The sequence below is a fragment of the Acidobacteriota bacterium genome (assembly GCA_022562055.1).
In the GTDB taxonomy this organism is placed as follows: Bacteria; Actinomycetota; Acidimicrobiia; order Spongiisociales; family UBA5794; genus BMS3BBIN02.
Map to the genome: position 1 here is coordinate 86392 of JADFQA010000004.1, position 20040 is coordinate 106431.

General features: G+C 58.6%; 21 protein-coding genes. 18 read left to right on the forward strand and 3 right to left on the reverse strand.

The window, feature by feature from the left end; genetic code table 11:
* Positions 1-13: 13 nt before the first annotated feature.
* Positions 14-226: a hypothetical protein gene (locus IIC71_02280; protein MCH7668024.1), complete on the reverse strand. Its 213-nt coding sequence runs from the start codon at positions 224-226 to the stop codon at positions 14-16.
* Positions 227-323: 97 nt separating this feature from the next.
* Between IIC71_02280 and IIC71_02285 the strand changes: the two genes are divergently transcribed.
* Together IIC71_02285 and IIC71_02290 are read left to right on the forward strand one after the other, a co-directional pair.
* Positions 324-1544: a histidine phosphatase family protein gene (locus tag IIC71_02285; protein ID MCH7668025.1), complete on the forward strand. Its 1221-nt coding sequence runs from the start codon at positions 324-326 to the stop codon at positions 1542-1544.
* Positions 1545-1548: 4 nt separating this feature from the next.
* Complete coding sequence (locus tag IIC71_02290) at positions 1549-2628, forward strand: glycosyltransferase family 4 protein (GenBank protein MCH7668026.1); 1080 nt, start codon at positions 1549-1551, stop codon at positions 2626-2628.
* Here the strand turns inward: IIC71_02290 and IIC71_02295 are convergent.
* Positions 2625-3743, reverse strand: coding sequence for an alkaline phosphatase family protein (locus IIC71_02295; GenBank protein ID MCH7668027.1), 1119 nt, complete (start codon positions 3741-3743; stop codon positions 2625-2627). The genes IIC71_02290 and IIC71_02295 overlap by 4 nt on opposite strands.
* Positions 3744-3989: 246 nt before the next feature.
* On the opposite strand from IIC71_02295, the gene IIC71_02300 reads away from it, so the two are divergent.
* The 13 genes from IIC71_02300 to IIC71_02360 all read left to right on the forward strand — a co-directional run bounded on the left by IIC71_02300 (position 3990) and on the right by IIC71_02360 (position 15617).
* Positions 3990-4289 carry an NADH-quinone oxidoreductase subunit A gene (locus IIC71_02300; GenBank protein MCH7668028.1) on the forward strand — a complete coding sequence of 100 codons (300 nt, stop codon included), beginning with the start codon at positions 3990-3992 and terminating at the stop codon, positions 4287-4289.
* A gap of 14 nt (positions 4290-4303) precedes the next feature.
* Complete coding sequence (locus tag IIC71_02305; protein MCH7668029.1) at positions 4304-4777, forward strand: NADH-quinone oxidoreductase subunit B; 474 nt, start codon at positions 4304-4306, stop codon at positions 4775-4777.
* Entirely contained in the window at positions 4758-5366 is a 609-nt protein-coding gene (locus IIC71_02310; GenBank protein MCH7668030.1) for an NADH-quinone oxidoreductase subunit C, read from the forward strand. Before IIC71_02305 ends, IIC71_02310 begins: the two co-directional genes overlap by 20 nt.
* On the forward strand, positions 5363-6556 hold the full coding sequence (locus IIC71_02315) for an NADH-quinone oxidoreductase subunit D (protein MCH7668031.1): 1194 nt from the start codon (positions 5363-5365) through the stop codon (positions 6554-6556). The genes IIC71_02310 and IIC71_02315 overlap by 4 nt, the downstream gene beginning before the upstream one ends.
* Complete coding sequence (locus tag IIC71_02320) at positions 6553-7563, forward strand: NADH-quinone oxidoreductase subunit H (protein MCH7668032.1); 1011 nt, start codon at positions 6553-6555, stop codon at positions 7561-7563. Before IIC71_02315 ends, IIC71_02320 begins: the two co-directional genes overlap by 4 nt.
* A 56-nt stretch (positions 7564-7619) precedes the next feature.
* Positions 7620-8081, forward strand: a complete 462-nt coding sequence (locus tag IIC71_02325) for an NADH-quinone oxidoreductase subunit I (protein MCH7668033.1) — start codon at positions 7620-7622, stop codon at positions 8079-8081.
* A complete protein-coding gene (locus IIC71_02330; GenBank protein ID MCH7668034.1) occupies positions 8078-8617 on the forward strand; it encodes an NADH-quinone oxidoreductase subunit J in 540 nt (179 codons plus the stop codon). Before IIC71_02325 ends, IIC71_02330 begins: the two co-directional genes overlap by 4 nt.
* Positions 8614-8919: an NADH-quinone oxidoreductase subunit NuoK gene (gene nuoK, locus IIC71_02335; protein ID MCH7668035.1), complete on the forward strand. Its 306-nt coding sequence runs from the start codon at positions 8614-8616 to the stop codon at positions 8917-8919. Before IIC71_02330 ends, nuoK begins: the two co-directional genes overlap by 4 nt.
* The gene (gene nuoL / locus IIC71_02340) at positions 8919-10985 is read left to right on the forward strand and encodes an NADH-quinone oxidoreductase subunit L (GenBank protein MCH7668036.1); all 2067 of its coding nucleotides are present in this window, start codon (positions 8919-8921) and stop codon (positions 10983-10985) included. The genes nuoK and nuoL overlap by 1 nt, the downstream gene beginning before the upstream one ends.
* A gap of 17 nt (positions 10986-11002) precedes the next feature.
* Positions 11003-12580 carry an NADH-quinone oxidoreductase subunit M gene (locus IIC71_02345; GenBank protein ID MCH7668037.1) on the forward strand — a complete coding sequence of 526 codons (1578 nt, stop codon included), beginning with the start codon at positions 11003-11005 and terminating at the stop codon, positions 12578-12580.
* Positions 12581-12583: 3 nt separating this feature from the next.
* Entirely contained in the window at positions 12584-14095 is a 1512-nt protein-coding gene (locus IIC71_02350; protein ID MCH7668038.1) for an NADH-quinone oxidoreductase subunit N, read from the forward strand.
* Positions 14096-14161: 66 nt separating this feature from the next.
* Complete coding sequence (locus IIC71_02355) at positions 14162-15226, forward strand: SAM-dependent methyltransferase (GenBank protein MCH7668039.1); 1065 nt, start codon at positions 14162-14164, stop codon at positions 15224-15226.
* A 94-nt stretch (positions 15227-15320) separates the two neighbouring features.
* Positions 15321-15617 (forward strand): DUF971 domain-containing protein, encoded by a 297-nt coding sequence (locus tag IIC71_02360; GenBank protein ID MCH7668040.1) that lies wholly within the window; start codon positions 15321-15323, stop codon positions 15615-15617.
* Positions 15618-15619: 2 nt separating this feature from the next.
* Here the strand turns inward: IIC71_02360 and IIC71_02365 are convergent, their stop codons facing one another.
* A complete protein-coding gene (locus IIC71_02365) occupies positions 15620-16027 on the reverse strand; it encodes a DUF1330 domain-containing protein (GenBank protein ID MCH7668041.1) in 408 nt (135 codons plus the stop codon).
* 432 nt (positions 16028-16459) lie between these two features.
* Here IIC71_02365 and IIC71_02370 point away from each other — a divergent pair, with 432 nt between their 5' ends.
* The 3 genes from IIC71_02370 to IIC71_02380 all read left to right on the forward strand — a co-directional run.
* Positions 16460-17968, forward strand: a complete 1509-nt coding sequence (locus IIC71_02370) for a sulfatase-like hydrolase/transferase (GenBank protein ID MCH7668042.1) — start codon at positions 16460-16462, stop codon at positions 17966-17968.
* An 80-nt stretch (positions 17969-18048) separates the two neighbouring features.
* Positions 18049-19341, forward strand: coding sequence for a methyltransferase (locus IIC71_02375; GenBank protein ID MCH7668043.1), 1293 nt, complete (start codon positions 18049-18051; stop codon positions 19339-19341).
* Positions 19342-19510: 169 nt separating this feature from the next.
* Positions 19511-20040 (forward strand): M48 family metalloprotease (locus IIC71_02380; GenBank protein ID MCH7668044.1); only part of this gene is annotated, 530 nt, incomplete at its 3' end.

A 20040-nucleotide genomic window follows, 5' to 3' on the forward strand; every position in this document is an offset into this window, starting at 1 on the left:
GAGGGGCGGTCGGCTAGTCGTCCAGCGGGCGCATGTCGGGGTCGTCGCGGCGGGCTTTTTCATCACGGTCTTTGCGTTCCCAGTACTGGGTCTCGGCCCTGCGTTGGGTCCGTCGGATGAGTGCGTACAACCCGAGGACTATCGCCGCCCCGAGCACCCAGACGACGCCCCCGCCGATCGGCTCTTCGGCTCCCTGGTGCGCGGAAGCAAGCAGAACATTGAACATGCAACGATTCTAGCTGTGGCAACTGCGCTGTCACGATCGCAGCCGTGCCGCGAGCGGTGGCCTAGTCTTCGTCAAACGCTTGGCCGGAGGGACAACTGTGGATGTCGAAATCGTGCTTGTCAGGCACGCACAAACTGAGGCCAACGCTGCGGGCATCTGGCAGGGGCAAGCCGATTCTGACTTTTCGCTAGCCGGTGCCGATCAGGTCGCTCGTCTCCGAAAGTGGCTCTCTGGAGAGACGTTTGACCGGGTCATCGTGTCCCCGCTTGGCCGGACCAAGGCGACCGCACGCGCAATTTATGGTGACGGCTTCGAGATCGACGATAGGTGGCGCGAGCCAAGCGTTGGCGAATGGGAGGGGATGGGGTACAAGGAGATAGCGGCGCTAGAGCCACAAAAGTACTTTGCTTTGATGAGCGGTGAAAACGTTTTGCTCGATGACGAGTTCCTCACCGATGTAGCCCACCGAACTAAGGCGGCGTTTGACGACATCGTCGGCGCAGCATCGGACGGTGATCGAGTGCTTGTCGTGAGCCACGCATTGGCGTTGTTGATGTTTGCATCATCCATTTTTGGCAACCCGAAACAGGGGAGTCTTGGCATCCAGGCGAACACCGGTGTCACCAGAGTCATCTTCGACGATGGTCACACCGAAATCTCGTCGTACAACGACACCGGCCACCTCGATCCCCTCGTGCCGTCTGTTCGTGAGGGAGATTCGCAGATTGTGCTTGTGCGTCACGGCGAAACTGAATCGAACCTTATGGGCCACTGGCAGGGTCAGAGCGATGGTGTGCTCTCGCCCGAGGGACACGAACAGGCGCGTCGTCTGGGTGAGCTGGGGTTGCGGCTCGATGCTGTGTACTCATCTCCGCTCGGTCGGGCGCGTGCCACTGCAAAGCAGTTGGTGACGGAGGCGGACGAGCTACGCATCGTCGACGACGTTCAAGAGCTCGATTTTGGGGCGTGGCAGAATATGCGGTCGGTTGACATCGCCGCTCAATTCCCCGACGAATGGGACTTGCTCCGAAACCAAAATCACGACATCCCTCGCGGTGGCACCGGCGAAACGTTCGCCGATGTGCAAAAGCGTGTCACGGTTGCTGTTGACCAGATCGCGCACGACCATGTTGGTGAAAGCGTTGCTGTGGTCTCTCATGGTGGTGCCACTCGGGCTTTTGCGCTCGGTGTTCTCGGGCATGGATACGCAGAACGTCGGCGTCTCGCGATTCTTGGAAACACCGCATACGCCCGATTCATATACACACCGCGGGGCACCCAGCTAGCCTCGTGGAACTGCGCACCACACCTGAGGTAGACCCATGCGGCTTCTTGTCGTCACCAATGACTACCCACCGAAACCCGGAGGCATCCAGCAATACCTTGTCAACCTTCTCGATGCCATGCCACACGACGTTCGGGTTCTCGCTCCGGCCGATCCGCTGGCGGCGGACGAGCCTTCTGTCCATCGGTTCGGGAAGGCTTTCATGTGGCCGACACGGGCCGTTAAGCGGTGGATTGTTGCCCAGGCGGTCGACTTTCGTCCCGACGTGATCCTCTTCGGCGCGCCACATCCCCTTGCATGGCTGGGGCCGGTGTTACGAGAGGAGCTTGGGGTGCCGTACGCCGTGTTGTGCCACGGCGCCGAGATCACCGTTCCCGCTGCTTTTCCGATTACGCGACAGCTATTGCGCCGGCCCCTGAAGTCCGCTGATGCGTTGTTTGCGGTCTCGGAATTCACCCAACAGCGCTTGCAGCGACTGACCGGTCGAACGGCCTCGTACATCGGCGGAGGTGTAGATCCCGACGGTTTTTCGGCCATCCATCGTGGCGTGCCAAAAGGACCGATTACCGTTGGGTGCGTAGCGCGGTTCGTCCCGAGAAAGGGCCAGCTACGCCTCATCAAGGCGGCCGAGCGGCTGTTCGATCAGGGAATCACTGTCAACCTCTTGCTCGTCGGCCGGGGTCGCCAAGAGGCGGTGATCCGCAAAGCCGCGGCGTCTTCACCAGTCTCGATCCGGGTAGAGGTCGACGTTCCGTGGCAGCGCCTTCCCGAGCTGTACGGCGAGATGGATGTTTTCTGCATGCCGTGCAAGAGCCGCTGGGGCGGACTCGAGGTAGAGGGCCTGGGTCTGGTGTTCCTTGAGGCTGCTTCGACCGGGCTCGTGGTGATTGCGGGTGACTCAGGGGGTTCGCCCGAGACGGTCCGCGAGGGCAGCACCGGATACGTCGTGTCCAGTATCGATGAGATCGTCGCGGCGATTTCTGCACTGGACGCTGATCGCGAGCTGCTGGTTGACATGGGTACCGCAGGTCGACGGCTCGTGGAACAGGAGTTCACATGGGGAGCGGTGGCGTCGAGGATGCAACCAGAGCTAGACCGAATTGTCGCCGAAAGCTAGCGGGCGCGTCTCACTAGCAGCGGGATGTGCATCTCTTCAGGAGTTGTGCCGCCATGGTTTCCCAGCATCCTGTCGTCGGCGTGTCGGTGGAGCAGTACCCAGCCATCTTCTGCGACAAGAGCACCGTCGGGGATTCGCTCGGCGAACGACGTATGGTGTGGAGCAGGACCCCACATGTGCACCATCTCATCGATCGGGACCCATGTAGCTGGAAGACCCTCTGCCATCGCGGCCCCGTCGCCCTTGACCATCATCACCCGGCTGTCCCCAAAGAGAACTCGACCCTCGTGGTCGGCGCGGTCAATTTTGAAACGTTGTTCGCGAGGAAAGTCGACATGTCCGTGGTCTGCAGTCCCAACGAGCGTCACGTTGTCCGCCAGCCGTTCTGATAGCCGTGACCAGATGGTCGAAACGGTCGTGATCGCCTCCGCATACTTTTCATGCTGCTGGCCGTACAGGTGGGCAGCGAAGTCGACATGGGGGATGTACGTCACGATCAGCCGACCCGGTTGCGCGGCAAGCTCGACGGTTGCATTGACGATCTCTTGTTCTGAATGGGCTGGCTCGAATCGACAGCCCCGGTACAGCAGTCGCGTAAGGCTCGATCCCTCGAAGTTGGCCGGTTGCACCGTGATCGCTTCAACGCCCCCGGCCTTGAGACGCTCCCAAGTGTTTGGTGCCGGTAGGAAGTCGTCGGTGTCAAGCTTTGTTGCCTCTCCCCACAGAGTTGTCCATCGGATTGTGTTGACGACCGTATCGTGCTCGGGCAGATGGAGCGTGTAGGCGAGCAGGCCATGTTGGCTGGGTGGTTGTGCGGTTGCGATACATGCCAGGCTCACAGTTGTCGTCGTCGGAAACGGTGCGTCGAGAGTCGCGACTTGATGGGATCGGATGTCTTGCGCGTCGGGATGATCGAGCTGGCGCACTCCGAGTCCATCGATGACGACCAGCACGTACGTTTCGCCATGCGGGATGAGGTCTGCAATGCCGGGTTCCAACGTCTTGTGTGGAGAGCTGCCGACGAGACGCTCTTCGACTGTGGCCACAAGATTGGGGAGGCTCGCTCCGTCGTAGCGAGGTGTGGTGAGCACATGAGTTGGCTTGGTTTCGACCACTGGCCCTCCTTGGTGGCAATGGAGCGACGGTATCGACGCTGCCTCAGAGGAAACGCTAGACGCGTGGATCCTGGCTGACTTTGGGCCGTCCGCTTCGCTACCTATACTCGCACCTCGAGGGCGACCTTCCGGCATGTTCACGGCGGAAATGAAGGATAAGAGAGAGTGTCAAGCTACTTCGGGGACTACGTCACTGTTGCTGTTTTCCTGATTGTTGGTGCCATTGTTGTCGGTGGCGGTGTCATCATGGCAAAAATGCTCCAACCGCATAACCCGACCGCCCTCAAAAGCCAGGTGTACGAGTGCGGAATCGAACCGGTCGGATCCGGGTGGAGCCAGTCTCACGTCCGGTATTACATCTTTGCGTTGTTGTTTCTCATCTTCGATGTCGAAGCAGTCTTCATTTTCCCCTGGGCTGTGCAGCTTGAAAGCTTCGCGAATGCCGGCCTTGGCGTCTTTATCCTCATCGAGATGTTGATCTTCATCGCGATTCTTGTGCTGGGGCTTGTGTATGCAATACGCAAGGGAGTGCTCACGTGGGAATAGTCGACAAGTTTGACATGCCGAAGCCGGTCTCGTGGCTCCTCAACTGGTCGCGCGCGTATTCGTTGTATTTCTTCCAGTTCGGACTGGCGTGCTGTGCGGTCGAAATGATGGCAGCTTCCGCCCCTCGGTATGATTTCATGCGCCTTGGCATCATCCCGTTGCCCGCCTCCCCCCGTCAGGCCGACCTCATGGTTGTCGCCGGCACCGTCACCGACAAGATGGCTCCGGCAATCCGCCGCCTGTGGGAGCAGATGCCAGATCCGAAGTACGTCATCTCGATGGGTTCGTGTTCGAACTGCGGGGGGCCCTACTGGGACTCCTATTCGGTCACGAAGGGTGTCGACCAGGTGATTCCGGTCGACGTGTACATCCCGGGGTGCCCTCCCCGGCCCGAGGCTCTGATGGAAGGCATCGTCGTGTTGCAGAAGAAGATCCGCAACGAGAATATGCGCGAAAAGTGGAGCGAGCGTGACCGACAGCCCGTCTGACGCCGCCGAGGAAACCACCCAGAACGAACCGCTCGCCGAGTTCGCCGCTGCGATGGCCGATGCTGTCGGAGCCACCGATTGGTCGGCTGATAACGGGACTGTGCGCCTTCGTGTCGAGCGATCCGACTGGGTCGTGGCTGTACAGAAGGCGGTCGACGCCGGTATGGATTTCTTTTCGTTTCTGTCAGCGATCGACTGGGCCAACGAAGTCGAGGTCGGAGATGGCGTGCAGGCCGACACCGTCGACGAGCGTTACGAGTTGATTTGCCGCCTGTCCACAACGACCAGTGCCGACGCCGTCCATCTGGTCACGGACCTACCCAAGGATGACGCGTCTGTGCAGACGCTCACCGCGATATTCGGCGGTGCGTCGTGGCATGAGCGTGAGGCGGCCGAAATGTTCGGTATCGACTTCGTCGGCCATGGCGACCTCAAGAAGTTGTACCTCCCTGACGAGTTCGAAGGGCATCCGCTTCGCAAGAGCTTTCCCCTGCTCACGCGCGAGATCAAACCGTGGCCCGGGACTGTCGACGTCGAGGACAAGCCGTCCACGTCGAACGTTGAAGCCGACCCTGGAGCTGCGCAATGAGCCCGCTCGAGCAGGGAGGCACCATCCAGATATCCGACGCTGCGGTCTCTGTCGAACTTGAGACTCCGGGGATGACTCTGAACATTGGACCGCAACATCCGTCAACGCACGGAGTGCTGCGACTCATTGCCAAGGTCGACGGTGAACGTATCTCGTCGATAGAACCGGTCATTGGGTACATGCACCGGGGATACGAGAAGCTCGCGGAAGTGCGCAGCTACGCCCAGATCATGACGCTCATCAACCGGATCGACTGGACGGCCGGGTACGCAAACGAAATCCCGTTTGTTGTTGCAATTGAACGTCTCATGGAGATCGAGGTGCCGCCGCGGGCGCAGTACATCAGGGTCATCCTCACCGAAATGACCCGAATTTCCGCTCACCTTTTGTTCATGTCATCGTTCCCGCTTGAACTTGGTGCATCCACCCCGCTCATGTATGCGGTCCGAGACCGTGAGTATCTGCTTGGGCTGCTGGAGAGCGTGACCGGCGGACGGTTCCATCCGAACTTCAACCGAGTCGGTGGTGTCAGGCCGGTGTATGGCGGTGGCAAGATCACCAAGAAGCAAAGCCAGGATCTGCCCGCAGGTTTCATCAACGAGACCCGCGACATGGTCAAACTCATCAGGGGCACCTGCGACACGCTCGACAATTTGGTCACGGGGAACGAAGTGTTCAAGGCCCGCACCCAAGGTATCGGATTCATCTCTCAGGAGCAGGTGCATGCGTACGGGATCTCCGGACCAAACGCTCGCGCCTCGGGCATCGATTTCGATGTACGCAAACATGAGAACTACCTGCCCTACGACAAGTTCGACTTTGAAATCCCCACCCAACAAGCCGGAGACTGCTATTCGCGCCACCTCGTGCGCATGGCCGAGATTCGCGAGAGCTTGAAGATCATCGAACAGGCTGTCGGCGACCTCCCCGGCGGTGAACTGCGGGCCAAGGTGCCGCGCATTTTGAAGGTTCCGAAAGGCGAGATCTACGTCCGTGGTGAAAACCCCAAAGGTGAAATGGGTTACTACCTAGTGTCCGAGGGAGGGCAGATCCCGTACCGGCTGAAGATTCGGACGGCGTCGTTCTCCAACTTGTCGGTACTCCCGGACCTTATGCACGGCGCCCTATTGCCCGACCTCGTGGCGATTCTCGGCAGCCTCGATTTCGTTCTTGGAGATGTCGATCGATGAGTTTTGGGGTGCTGCTCACAGTCAAGGTGCTCGCTGTGCTCGGACTTATGCTTGGTGGTGCGGTCGTTGTGATTTTCGCGGAGCTCAAAATCGGCGCGCACATGCAAAACCGCGTCGGACCGTATTTTGCCGGAGGTCGCTACGGGTGGGCACAGCCGATCGCCGATGCCCTCAAGTTCATGCAAAAAGAGGACCTCGTCCCCGACGGCGCCGACGTACGTGTCTACAAAATGGCACCGTACATTGTCTTGATGGGAACTATCGGCGTATTCGTTGTGCTCCCAATCTCGCCGCGGTTTGTCGCCCGCGACCTCGACCTTGGCGCGTTCTACGCCTTGGCGATCTCGTCTTTGACAACGCTCGGTGTGTTGATGGCCGGCTGGTCGTCGAACAACAAATACTCGCTCATCGGTGGCCTTCGGGCGGCCGCTCAGTTGATCGCCTATGAGTTACCGCTTGTTCTCGCGGTTGTTGCAGTAGTTATTCAGGCCGAAACGGTATCAATTTCGGGCATCATTGAAGCGCAGGCGAACCCGGCGTTTTCGGTCGGGGGCCTCGATGTTGTTCTACCGTACGTGTTGTCTGGCCAGATCGTCGGATTTGCGATCTTTATGGTCGCATCCCTTGCTGAGCTCAACAGGATCCCGTTCGACTTACCAATCGCCGAGTCAGAGCTGACCATGGGATTTGTTACCGAGTACTCGTCGATGCGTTTTGCGATGTTCTTCCTTGCCGAATATGCCGGCATCCTCTCGATGAGCGCCCTCGCGACCGCGTTCTATCTGGGTGGTTACTACGTCCCTGGTCTGCCCCTGTCGACAATCGAGGTCCTTGGGCCGGTGATCTTCATATCAAAAGTGTTGGTCTTGGCATTTGTGATGATCTGGCTGCGATGGACATTGCCGAGGCTCCGTGAGGACCAGCTGCAAATACTTGCTTGGAAGTGGATGATCCCGGCCGCTCTTGCCAACATCGTGATAACAGCAACTTTCAAGGTGGTATTCTGATGGCTACCGACAGCACAAACAGCGGAACCGTCAACGGTGCAGCGCCGAAAGAGAAAATGGGTTTTCCTCTGAAGGGCATCTTCACCGGCATGGGGGTCACGCTGCATACGTTGTTCACACGCACACCGACGGTCCATTACCCGTTGGTTAAGGAGCGTCCGGTCGAGCGTGCTCGGGGTGTCATTGCGCTCGACACTGACGCTTGTACGAGCTGCATGTTGTGTGCCAGAGAGTGCCCCGATTGGTGTATCTACATCGAGGCCCACAAGGAAGACATTCAGCCTGACAAGCCGGGTGGTCGTGTCAAGACTCGCGCCAAGTTGGATCGTTTCGATATTGACTACGCGTTGTGCATGTACTGCGGCATTTGCGTCGAGGTTTGCCCGTTTGATGCGCTGTTCTGGACACCCGAGTTTGAGTATTCCGAGCTGAAGATCTCTGATCTACTGCACGACAAAGACAAACTCACTGAGTGGCTCGATACCGTTCCGACACCACCCGCTTTGGAGCCCTCATGAGCTTTAGCGAATGGATCGGCAACCTAGAGAACTGGTTCTTCACGGTGTTGGCGCTCAGCCTGCTCGCCGGGTCGTACCTGGTGGTGCAGAGTCGCAATGTCGTCCACGCTGCCATTGGCCTGGTAATCGCGACGGCGGGCTTGGCGGGACTCTTCCTCCTCCTGGGGGCAGAGTTTGTCGGATGGACACTGGTATTGGTCAACATCGGCGCTGTCATCGTGCTATTCCTTTTCGGCATCATGATCACCAGGGCGCCGCTTGGGTACGAGACGGACCTCAGCCACCCAACGACTGTAAGAGTTACTGCGGCGATCGTCGCGGGGTCGTTGTTCGGGCTGATTAGCTGGTCGATGATCGATGCGTTCGGCGCTTCCGAGATCCCCACCGGTCCTGGACCCACCCGCACGGCGGACATCGGCGCGTCTATGTTCACCAACTATGTGATCCCTTTTGAGGTCATGTCATTCTTGCTGCTCGCTGCTCTGATCGGGGGCATCGTGCTCGCTCGTCAGGATCCCACCGAGATGTCCGATTGATCATCAACCAGTTCCTCATTCTTGCTGCCGCCATCTTTGCGTTAGGTGTTTACGGGGTGCTGTCTCGTAGAAACGCCGTGATGGTGCTCTTGTCCGTTGAACTGCTTCTCGCGGCGGTGAACATCAACTTTGTTGTATTCGACCGGGCGCTTGCAGACGAGCTTGCGAGTGGCCAGATCTTCGCGTTGTTCATCATCGCCATCGCTGCCGCGGAGGTCGGGATCGGGCTGGCGATCATCCTGCTGATCTTCAGAAATCGCGCATCCGCAAACGTCGACGAACTCGATCTGATGAAGCTGTGATGCCCGCGCTCCAGGCCCTCGCTGCCTACGCTGCGCCGCTGATCCTTGCAACCGAGGAACACGGCGGTGGTGAGGCCCTGCAATACGGCAACGGCGGGTTGCTCGCTTCTGCCGCTTGGCTGATCCCGGTCGTTCCTTTGGTCGCAGCGTTTGCTATTGCCTTCTTCGGCAAACGGCTGCCACACAAGGGTTGGGAATTGGCGATGGGGGCCATGGGTTTCGTCGGCCTGTACGGAATTATTTTGGTGGTCATGTCGCTGAATCAGGGCATCACGTTCGAAGGTGCCATCTCGATCGGTGAGTTCGGACCGGTCGATATAGAGTGGGGATGGGTGGTCGACGGCCTCTCGACCATGATGTATTTCGTGGTCGGTGTTGTTGGCTCTCTCGTCTTTATCTACGCAAAGTCCTACATGGACGACGACATCCGGTATACCTGGTTCTTTGCGTCGTTCACACTGTTTGTCGGCGGGATGCTGGTTCTGGTCTCGGCGCCGAACCTCATCCAGCTCATCGTCGGATGGGAACTTGTCGGCGTTGCGTCGTACCTACTGATCGGGCACTACTGGGAAGATCACGCCAACTCGTCTGCTGCTATCAAGGCCTTCCTTGTCAACAAGGTTGCCGACGTTGGGTTGATCCTCGGAGCCATCATCATCGGTATGTCAGCCGGGTCGTTCCGTTTTTCTGACATCCTTGCGCAGGTGTCGAGCGGCGACAACGACGTGTTGAAGAAGTTTGCGTTTCTCGGGGGACTGGCGCTCTTCATTGCGGCGATGGGCAAATCAGCGCAGTTTCCGCTGCATGTATGGCTGCCGGACGCTATGGCCGGCCCGACGCCGGTATCGGCGCTTATGCACGCCGCGACCATGGTGACCGCTGGCATCTACTTGATCGCCCGATTGTTTCCCTTGTACTTCGTTGAAGGTTTTGCGGTAGACGTGCGGCCGATCATCATGATCGTCGGCGCTCTCACACTGTTCCTCACCGGACTGATTGCGTTGGTGCAAACCGACCTGAAAAAGGTGTTGGCCTATTCAACGTTGAGCCAACTTGGATACATGATCGCGGCAATGGGTGCCGGGGCCTACACCGCGGCGCTGTTCCACCTGTTTACCCACGCCTTCTTCAAGGCCCTGCTGTTCCTCGCCGCAGGCTCGGTGATTCACTCGGTGCATTCAAACGAAATGACCGACATGGGTGGGTTGCGCAAGTACATGCCGACAACCTTCAAGACGTTCGTGATCGGTTCGATCGCGCTTGCTGGGATCTTCCCGCTTGCCGGGTTTTGGTCAAAGGACGAGATCTTGGTGTCGCTCGGTGAGGCGAGTGGTGCTGCGGCGAACTTTGCGCTCTACCTCGCCATCGGCGGCGCGTTCATAACGGCCTTCTATATGACCCGCGCCATCTACCTGACCTTTTACGGCGAGTACAAGGGTGCCGGACACCCTCACGAATCTCCGAGGATGATGACAACGCCACTCGTCGTTCTTGCTGGGTTCGCGATCGTTGTAGGTCTCATCAACATCCCAGGCAGCACATCGGTGTTCACAAGACTCACCGCGGCACGGTTCACGCTAATGGGTGACATTCACGCAACCGAGATCAACTTCTCCATGGCAGCGCTCGGACTTGCGGCCGGTCTCGGTGGAATCCTCCTCGGCTACCGGTTGTGGTCCAAAGACGCTGACACTCAAGAGGCGCGTGATACGTTCCGGATTCCGGTGCTGTACCCGCTTCTGGAACACAAGTACTACATCGACGACCTGTATATGGATGGCATCATCCGTCCCATCCGTGGGCCGATCGCTCGCGCAGTTGACTGGTTTAACGGCCACGTCATAGACCTGGTCGTGAACGGTGCAGGGTTCCTCGCCATGTATGTCGGGAAGTATGTGTACAAGTTTGATCAGAGTGGCCTCGACGGTGCGATCCTTGCTTCGGCGGCCGCCACCGGTGGTGGAGGCGACGTTCTGCGTCGGCTCCAGTCGGGTCGGGTGCAGCAATACGCGGTGTTGATTTTCGCGGGGACTGTTGTCCTCGTCGCCGGATTTATTGTCTTTTGACAGGAGGAACGTAGAACATGGGTTGGTTTGACAACGGCTGGGGGCTTAGCCTCATCGTCTTCTTACCGCTGGTCGGAGCCGTGGCAGTTCTTCTAGTGCCAAAGGCGCAAGAACAACTGCTAAAAGTTACCGCGCTGGCTTTCGCGTTCGTCACGTTTGGCCTCTCGGTCGTGTTGGCGATTCGCTTTGACTACGGGGCGAGCGAGACGATCCAATTCGGCACGAACCAAGAGTGGATTTCGGCAATCGGATCGAATTATCACGTCGGTGTTGACGGCATTTCACTGCCGATGATCTTGCTCTCGACGTTCATCACGGTGCTTGCCCTCTTGTACTCGTGGAACCACTGGCCCGAGCCGCGCAACCCGAAGATATTCTCGATGCTGATCCTGCTGCTTGCCACCGGCATGACCGGGACCTTTGCAGCGCTCGACCTCATCTTATTCTTCGTGTTCTTCGAGATTGTGCTGTTGCCGATGTACTTCATGATCGGGATCTGGGGAGACCGTAACGAGGTGCGTATTCCGGTGATCGGCAAGGTCACCGAGATGCGACTGTACGCGTCGATCAAGTTCTTCCTGTTCACGCTGTTCGGGTCTGCGTTCATGTTGCTCGGGTTCATAGCGTTGTACTTCAGGTCGGGTTCAGGCGGAGAAGAGCGCACCTTCGACATGATCGAGCTTGCCTCCCGCGGCGACCTGTTCACCGGTTCCTTCGGCTTCTGGGTGTTTGCAGCGCTCGCACTTGGGTTTGCTGTCAAGGTGCCGATGTTTCCGTTCCACACATGGTTGCCCGATGCCCACACCGCTGCGCCGACCGTCGGATCGGTGTTGCTCGCAGCCGTCATGCTGAAACTTGGCACGTATGCGTTCATCCGTATCAGCATTCCGATCCTTCCCCGTGAGGCACTCAACTGGGCTCCAGCGATCGGGATACTTGCGGTGATCGGCATCATCTACGCATCGCTTGCGTGTCTTGCTCAGACCGACATGAAGCGCCTAATCGCCTTCTCCTCGGTCGGGCACATGGGATTTGTGATGCTCGGCATTGCCACGATGACCTCCATCGGAATAAACGCCGCGATTATCGGGATGGTTGCCCACGGTGTCATCACCGGCCTCATGTTCTTCGTAGCCGGTTCGATGAGCCACCGTTACCACACACGTGAAATGTCTCGTCTTGGCGGCAACCAAACGCTGATGCCGATAATGGGTGCGATACTTGCGCTGTCCGCAATGGCGTCGCTCGGTCTGCCCGGGCTTGCCGGCTTCTGGGGGGAGTTCATGGCGCTGCTTTCCGCTTTCAACCCGAACGCCGCGCTCGACGCGGGTCTGTTCCGCACTCTCATGGTGATCGGCGCCGTCGGCACCGTGCTCACCGCCGGGTATCTACTGTGGATGTTGCAGAAGGTCAACTTTGGGGAGCCGCGCGAATCCTGGGACGACGTCGATTTACATGACGTCGACAAGTGGGAGTTGCTTGCATGGGTACCCCTTGTCGTCTCCATCATTGTCATCGGGGTGTATCCGCGCATCGTTACGGGCGCTACGAACGACGCTGTAGTCGAACTAGTCAAGAACGCCTTTGGAGGCTAGGACGTGAACCTCGACTACCACGCACTTCTCCCCGAGATCATCCTCGCCAGCACTGTGATGTTGGTCTTGGTGGTGGACTTGTTGCCGGTGGACAAATACTGGACAGCCGTGGTTGGTCTCTTGGGGACGTCGGCCGCGATTGTGCCGTTACTCACACTGCACTTCTGCTCTTCATTGAGCTTCTGCGAGTCAACCGGCACACGGTCGATGTTCTCCGATGCGTACGTCGTGGATTCTTTTTCACTCGTTCTCAAAGGTCTGTTTCTTGTTGTCGCGGTTATCGTTTTGCTGCTGTCAGTCGGGTACATCGAGAGCGGTCAGTTCTGGCAGGGGGAGTATTACTTCTTGCTGCTCTCGTCTGTGCTCGGTGCAGTCGTGATGGCCTCGAGCCGGGACTTCATCTCGATGTTTGTTGGCCTCGAGCTGGTCACCGCACCGACGTTCCTGATGGCGGGTTGGCGCAAGGGCGACGCCCGCTCGAATGAGGCCGCCCTGAAGTACTTCATCATCGGGGTCATCTCGGCCGCGATCCTCCTGTTCGGCATATCGTTGGTCTACGGTGCGACCGGTGAACTGAGGTTTGTTGACGTAGCCGCGTCGATTGCAGTAGTTGGCGAGACACCGCTTCTTACGATCGGGATCTTGTTCACGGTGCTCGGGTTCGCTTTCAAGGTCTCGGCAGCCCCGTTCCACTTCTGGACTCCCGATACGTATGAGGGCGCCCCGACGCCGGTGACGGCGTACCTTTCCGTCGGGTCGAAGACAGCCGGGTTTGTTGGCCTTCTCACTATTAGTTACATCGCGTTTGGCACGGCACGCGGAACCTGGGCGGCGTTGATCTGGATACTGGCTGTGTCTTCGATGATTATCGGAAACGTGGTCGCGGTGAAACAGACCAACATCGTGCGCATGCTGGGGTACTCGTCGATAGCCCAAGGCGGATTCATGCTGGTGCCGTTTGGTGCGTTGGTGGGCGCCGATATCGGTCCCGAGGATCTTGAGCGAGCCTTCTTTGCGACCGTCACGTATGTGTTGATCTATGCAGCGATGAACCTCGGTGCGTTTGCGACAGTGATAGCTATATCGGATCGGATCAAGTCTGGCGATATCAAGGACCTCGCTGGTCTTGGTGCCTATGCGCCGGGCTTAGCAGGGCTGCTTGCAGTGTTCTTCATCAGTCTTGCTGGTCTTCCGCCACTTGGTGGGTGGTTCGCCAAGCTTGCCATGTTCAACAGCGCAATCGGGCCGGGGTCGTCGTGGGGTCTAGCGCTTGCCGTGATAGCCGCGATCAACGCCGTGGTCGCTTTCGCCTACTACGGCGGCGTTGTCAAGAGCGCCTGGTTTGATTCGCCGCCTGACACGATCTCACCGGAAATGAAGAACCCGACCAAAGTCGCGCCGCCACTCGCCCTCGCACTCGGGATTACCTTTGTTGCAACGATCCTGTTCGGAGTGCTTCCAAACGTCATCACCAACATGTCCGATCTTGCGAGCAGCCTCGTGAGCGGCTTGTAGGTGCTGATCTCGGCGGCTCGGCCTAACTGTCGTCGTGTGGTCCTCTAGCGGTCAGTTGGGCACCTCGTGACCCTCAAGCAGCGGATTGTTGCCCGTATCGAGACGGAGGGACCGATCCCTTTTGAGATCTATCAGGCAATGTGCCTCTACGACCCCGATGAAGGATTCTTTGCAGCGGCAGACGATGTTCGATCGTCTTACGGCGGCGACTTCCTCACCAGCCCGGAGCTGACTGCCCACTTCGGCCGCGCCGTCGGACGATTTGTGGATGACGAGATGAAGCTCTCGCCTGGTGATACACAGGTTGTCGAGGTCGCCGCCGGCTCTGGTTCGTTGTTGTCTGCCTTGCTCGAAGAGACCCGCCACCGCGACGCGTATGCAGTCGAGAGGAGCGCAGTTGCTCGCGACGCATTGTCTGGAACGCTTAGCGGCGATCGTGTGGTCGGAAATCTCGATCAGCTTCCGAGCGCCTCACATCGGATCACCATTGCCAACGAGCTGATCGACAACATTCCGGTTGCCCTTGTCGTGCGCACAGAGGACGGGTGGGTTGAGCAGCTTGTCGGGTGGTCCGGTACTGATTTCGGATTTGTCTACGAGGCTCCGCGGGACGCGGTGCGCGAATGGGCTGATCGACACGCGGGTGCGATCGAAGTCGGGTCCCAGGCCGAGGTGCAGATCGAAGCTGCACAATGGCTGCAACATCTCATCGAGGACACGGAATCCGGCACGGCGATCATATTCGACTACGGGGGGACGACCGAGGAGTTAGCAACCCGGCGAACGTCAGGAACATTGCGTACCTACCGAGGACACCACCTTGGGCCACACCCTTTCGACGAGCCGGGTAAATCAGACATCACCGTTGATGTCGACTTCTCCGCACTTCAACTCGCGGCCGTTGATGTGGGCGCGACGTGCGAGTTGATTCGTCAGGATGATTTCTTGACCAGGTGGGGATTGCGCGATGTTATGTCGCGACTTCGCAGAGAAGAGCTCGAAGCAGCTCGCGCTCGCGATGTCATGCTTCAGATGCGTCTCCGCTCAGAGAGGCTAGATGTTGAGACAGTGTTACACCCTCGCGGTCTAGGTGATTTTCGCGTGCTGATTGTCCGCTGGGCAGGACGTTAAAGGTCCTGCGGACGACGTTAAAAGTCCTGCGGACGACGTTAAAAGTCCTTCGGACGACGTTAAAGCTCCTCAGCAACAGGCCTAACGTGATGCGATGAGTGAAATTCCAGAACCGCGCAAGATCGAGGTTTCCGCTGGCGAACTTCTCAGGATCGACTGGGAGGACGGCGCGACGACATCTATGACGGCTGCCGAGTTGCGAGCGTGCTGTCCCTGTGCGGGCTGCCGGACTCTCACATCCGAGGGTGGCGAAACACGTGACTACGGTGCAGCACGTATTGAGTCGACGGTGCTCGTTGGAACCTACGCCCTCGGGTTCACGTTTTCGCCGGATCAGCACGGCACCGGAATCTACAGTTTTGAGATGCTGCGTAGTTACGCGGTCCGATAGCGTCAGTCGGCCACTATCGGGAGTAGTCGCGAGTCCTCGAGCGCGGCGGTGCGATGACCTGCCTTGTCGTGATACTGACGGTCCTGTGTCATTGCAACAAACGCTCCAAGGTCAGGATACCGAGCGATCAGCACCTGATCCCAGCGTGCGTCCTGCGGTCCGATCAACAGCGCTCCTGCGGAACCGCTCAAAATCACTTCGCCACCGGCGGCGGCAAAAAGAGGGCCGACGTGTTCCATGTAGATCTGATATGCCGCCGCCCCCGAGATCGGCTCGTCGGGAGTCAACTCGGGGTTCTCGCTGTAGTTCGCCTGCTTGCGAAAGCGCAGCAGATTCAGCATGGTCACTGGGCCGGTTAAACCTCGCTGCATGAGCTCAGCAATGGACTCCGGAGTTGGTGAAATGTACATCGTGAAACCTTAACGCGCGGCCATCCGTCGCGGTGTCACGACGGTGCGGTGAGCTGTCGCAAGACCCCGGCCGGACGCTCGCACACATCGGCATCGTTCTCGCCGCGGCCGCTAGTCCCGCGAGGAATCTTGGTTCGTTCATCAGCGAAAACTTCAACGGCACCTGAGGATCCGCGGGTGAGTGTGTAGTGGTCCGCAGGAGCCTGCGACGGACAGGAAGTCGCACCGGCTGCCGGCACGGCCCTTCAGTGTGTGGCTGGAAAGACCGTCAATTACCCGAGAGCTAGTGTTCGGCGACCGTCTGATCACGGCCGTATCCCGATAGGTGCCTTGGATGATGAACAACCTCATGACCCCGCCTTTCGTCAATCTTCGTAGGCGTTACTGGTCGCGGTCGGCTTTTGTAACGTTCACGGAGCCCGAGGTATCCTGGTGACCCAGCCCTTGGATCAGTCCGTAGACGCCGATCGGCGGAAACCTCTCATCCTGTGGATTGTGCCACTCGTCGCTTCGGTATTCGTGCCTGCTTTGTGGTGGACAGGGGCAGATTGGCCCTTTGCGTTTAGGCCCGACCTTGTCGCCACGATGACAACGTTTGTCGTGTTCTACGCCACGGTCATACTGGCGGCGCTCTCACACGGGTTTCGCCACCGGATTCGGTGGGCGATGGGTGTCACTACAGTCGTGGTAGTTGTCAGTTTCCAATGGAGCGCGTTTGTGGGGACCGCGGAAAATTTCTCCGCTGTGACCGGTGTCTCGTTCCTTGCAGACGTCATCCCAGTAGCCATTGCCGGATCGCTGATTTGGATTTCGGTTCGGCTTGCGCACGATTGGCAGTTTGCGATAATCGTCGGAACGGCAACTATCGCAGCCCTCGTCGCAGCGGCGCTCGTCAGTTTCTCGCTGGTCGCTCCATCACCGAGTCCTCTCGAAATTGCGACGGCGATGCCTGGGTCGCCGGACGTGCTTCTCCTCGTCCTCGACGGCTATGGTCGGGCCGACTGGCTCGAAGACAATTTCGATTTCGACAACGGCGCATTTCTTGCAGAGCTGGAGTCACGTGGTTTCGCCATCGCCACGGAGGCCACCGCCAACTATTCGTATACGTTCGGCTCCGTGTCCTCGATGTTGAATCTTGACTACGTCTTCTCTCTGGGAGAGGTCACTGAGGATGAACGGAAGGAAATGCGTGCAGCCCTCACCGGAGCGGTGGGTCTCATTCCAGCGTTCAAGGAAGCGGGATACGAAGTCGCTTACATCGAAAACGTGTGGGGTGGTTCGCGATGTGGTTCGGCCGTCGATTGGTGTATCCGCACCGGACTTGCGAGACACGGTTTATGGAATCTAGGCCGAATGTCCATCTTGGCACCCCTTATGGCGACGCTAGTTCCTGATCCGCTCACTAGCCTGGCACTTGAGCAGCTCCAGTCTCTTGGTGAAATGGTGACCGAGCCGCACCCAAACAGCAGCCCGCGGTTTACGTTCGCGCATGTGGTATTGCCGCATGCGCCGATGTTATTCAGCGCCGGCTGCGCACGCCACTCTTACGGTGAGGCCCGCAGGTGGGGAGTTGGAAGCGAGGAACTGCAGGCGGAGCGTCAGAGCAACTACGTTGACCAGGTCAAATGTGTCAACCGCCAAGTTGTCGAAGCCCTCGACTCCTTTCTCGGCGAACATCCCGACGGCATAGTCATGATTACGGCCGACCACGGACCCGCCTCGAACCTCCTGGTGGATCTTCCCGCAGACGAATTGGCGCCAGCGACGATTGACGAGCGGATGAAGATACTGAGTGCCTACCGGCTGCCGGGATGCGAGGAGGCCTTTCGCAGGGATCTCACGCCGGTGAACGGCGTTCGTGTGCTTCTCAATTGTGCGACCGGTGCGGGATTGGGTGAATTGCCTGATTCGCCGGCGGATGCCTCCGAGTCCTCTGAATGATTGAGCCTGGGTCCTTTCGGGATCCAACGTCACGGGTCTTCTATGACGGTGATCGCGTACTACGGGGGCTTTCGTCTGACATGGCTGAATCCGATGCCTCGGTGCGAAAGGGTGGGCTCATGGCCACCCTCGTTTCGGAGGGCATGTTTGTTGACAGTTGGGTCGTTGACGATGTCCTCCCGCCCGCCGGTGTCCCGTCGGCGACGGTCGTTGAGTCGGCCCGGGTTCCGCTGGTCAGCTATCCGAGTGAGTGGTCGTTTTCGATGCTGAGAGACGCGGCACTGACCACCCTCGACGCAAACCTCTTATGTCTTGAGCAGGGGTTCATTCTCAAAGACGCGTCCGCGTTTAACGTGCTCTTCCGCGGTGTCACTCCGGTCATTGTCGATGTCACGTCCGTTGACGTTTTCGGCGAGGAGGGGACCTGGGCAGCCTACGGCCAGTTCTGCGATCATTTCCTCGCTCCTCTTATGTTTGAGGCGTTCTGTGGAATCCCATTCCGCCGCGTGCTGCACTCCGAGACAGACGGTCTCCCGATTGGGGACCTCAACCGACTCTTGCGTGGCCGCTCCGCGTTGCATCGAGGTGTCCTGTCGCATGTTCGGCTGCGCAGCTACCTAGAAGGACGTTCCGCGGGCATGGACACAGACAAGCGCCGTGATGTGGCCAAGGTCGTGTTACCAAAAGCGGCCGTTGCTCGCACGATCAGAAAGATGCGCAAGCTTGTTTCCTCTCTAGAATCGAGCGCTCCGAGCACATGGGCTGACTACGAGGCGGCGCTTCCCTACGAGGAGGTTTCGTCACAGGCAAAGGCAGAGTTTGTGACAAGCGCCGCAGTAGCGACGAAATCGCACTCTCTGGCGGTCGATGTCGGCGCCAATGTTGGTCGTTTCACCATGATTTTGACTGAGCACTTCGACTCTGTGGTCGGCCTCGATAGCGATTCGGGCACGGTCGACGCGTTGTATACGTTGCTAGCGAAATCCGACACCAAGAACCTGACACCGCTCGTTGTTGACATCACCAACCCGACTCCATCGTTCGGTTGGCGTGGGATCGAACGGTCAGCCTTCACAGAGCGCGTGCAACCCGACTTTGCAATGTGGCTTGCTGTCATGCATCACCTATGTCTTGGCATCGGCATACCGCTTGAGCAGATGGTCGCACAGATCTTCGGGTTCAGCCGTGAGGCGGTTGTCGAGTTCGTCTCTCGCGACGACCCAATGGCGCAGCGGATTTCGGCGAGCCGCACCACAGCCCTCGCCCCATACAGCCGAGACCTGTTTGAGGAGTATGTCTCCTCTCACGGACGGATCGTGGAGCGACATGAATTGACCACAACCCGAACCCTCTACCACGTGGCAACTAGCTAATCGTACGATGTTGTTCACGGGTCGCGGGCCCGGTCGTGGATTTCGTACCGCTTGCAACGGCTGTTTCTCGAGCAAGGTCAACGAACGCGGCCGGGGACGGTGCGTGCCATCGCGGCTTTCTGCGCATGAGATGTCTGGTTGTCGCTGATTTCGGATAGGATTTGTGTAGATGCTGAACAATCTCAAGACCACGGCTTTGATGGCCTTTCTCGGTGGGCTGCTGGTTGCGGCCGGGTTTGCGTTCGGGTCTCAAACGGGTGCCATCGTGATGCTTGGTGTGGCCGCGGCACTGAACATGGGCATGTACTTCTTTTCCGACAAGATCGCGCTCAAGTCTTCGCGTGCTGTACCGGTCACCCAGGAGCAACTTCCAGAGGTGTACAGCATTGTCGGATCGTTGGCCGCTGCGCACAGCATTCCGATGCCCCGCATTTACGTGATCGAATCTGCACAACCGAACGCGTTTGCCACTGGCCGCAACCCCAAACATGCAGCGGTCGCGGTGACGACAGGGATCTTGTCGATGATGAGCCGCTCCGAGCTCGAAGGTGTGCTTGCCCACGAGCTCTCCCACGTCATCAACCGCGACATTCTCATTTCATCAATCGCGGCCACGGTTGGCGCCGCAATATCGCTGCTGTCAAGAATGGCGATGTGGGGTGGCCGAGGCAGGAACCGCGGCGGTAACCCGATCGTGTC

What these genes read in the sequence shown, in the direction of transcription:
- IIC71_02330 (MCH7668034.1), top strand. Translation starts at nt 8,078, where the DNA reads ATGAGCTTTAGCGAATGGATCGGCAACCTAGAGAACTGGTTCTTCACG.
- IIC71_02315 (MCH7668031.1), top strand. Translation starts at nt 5,363, where the DNA reads ATGAGCCCGCTCGAGCAGGGAGGCACCATCCAGATATCCGACGCTGCG.
- IIC71_02320 (MCH7668032.1), top strand. Translation starts at nt 6,553, where the DNA reads ATGAGTTTTGGGGTGCTGCTCACAGTCAAGGTGCTCGCTGTGCTCGGA.
- IIC71_02360 (MCH7668040.1), top strand. Translation starts at nt 15,321, where the DNA reads ATGAGTGAAATTCCAGAACCGCGCAAGATCGAGGTTTCCGCTGGCGAA.
- IIC71_02290 (MCH7668026.1), top strand. Translation starts at nt 1,549, where the DNA reads ATGCGGCTTCTTGTCGTCACCAATGACTACCCACCGAAACCCGGAGGC.
- IIC71_02325 (MCH7668033.1), top strand. Translation starts at nt 7,620, where the DNA reads ATGGGTTTTCCTCTGAAGGGCATCTTCACCGGCATGGGGGTCACGCTG.
- IIC71_02375 (MCH7668043.1), top strand. Translation starts at nt 18,049, where the DNA reads ATGGCTGAATCCGATGCCTCGGTGCGAAAGGGTGGGCTCATGGCCACC.
- IIC71_02365 (MCH7668041.1), bottom strand. Translation starts at nt 16,027, where the DNA reads ATGTACATTTCACCAACTCCGGAGTCCATTGCTGAGCTCATGCAGCGA.
- IIC71_02280 (MCH7668024.1), bottom strand. Translation starts at nt 226, where the DNA reads ATGTTCAATGTTCTGCTTGCTTCCGCGCACCAGGGAGCCGAAGAGCCG.
- IIC71_02305 (MCH7668029.1), top strand. Translation starts at nt 4,304, where the DNA reads ATGCCGAAGCCGGTCTCGTGGCTCCTCAACTGGTCGCGCGCGTATTCG.
- nuoL (MCH7668036.1), top strand. Translation starts at nt 8,919, where the DNA reads ATGCCCGCGCTCCAGGCCCTCGCTGCCTACGCTGCGCCGCTGATCCTT.
- IIC71_02345 (MCH7668037.1), top strand. Translation starts at nt 11,003, where the DNA reads ATGGGTTGGTTTGACAACGGCTGGGGGCTTAGCCTCATCGTCTTCTTA.
- IIC71_02300 (MCH7668028.1), top strand. Translation starts at nt 3,990, where the DNA reads ATGGCAAAAATGCTCCAACCGCATAACCCGACCGCCCTCAAAAGCCAG.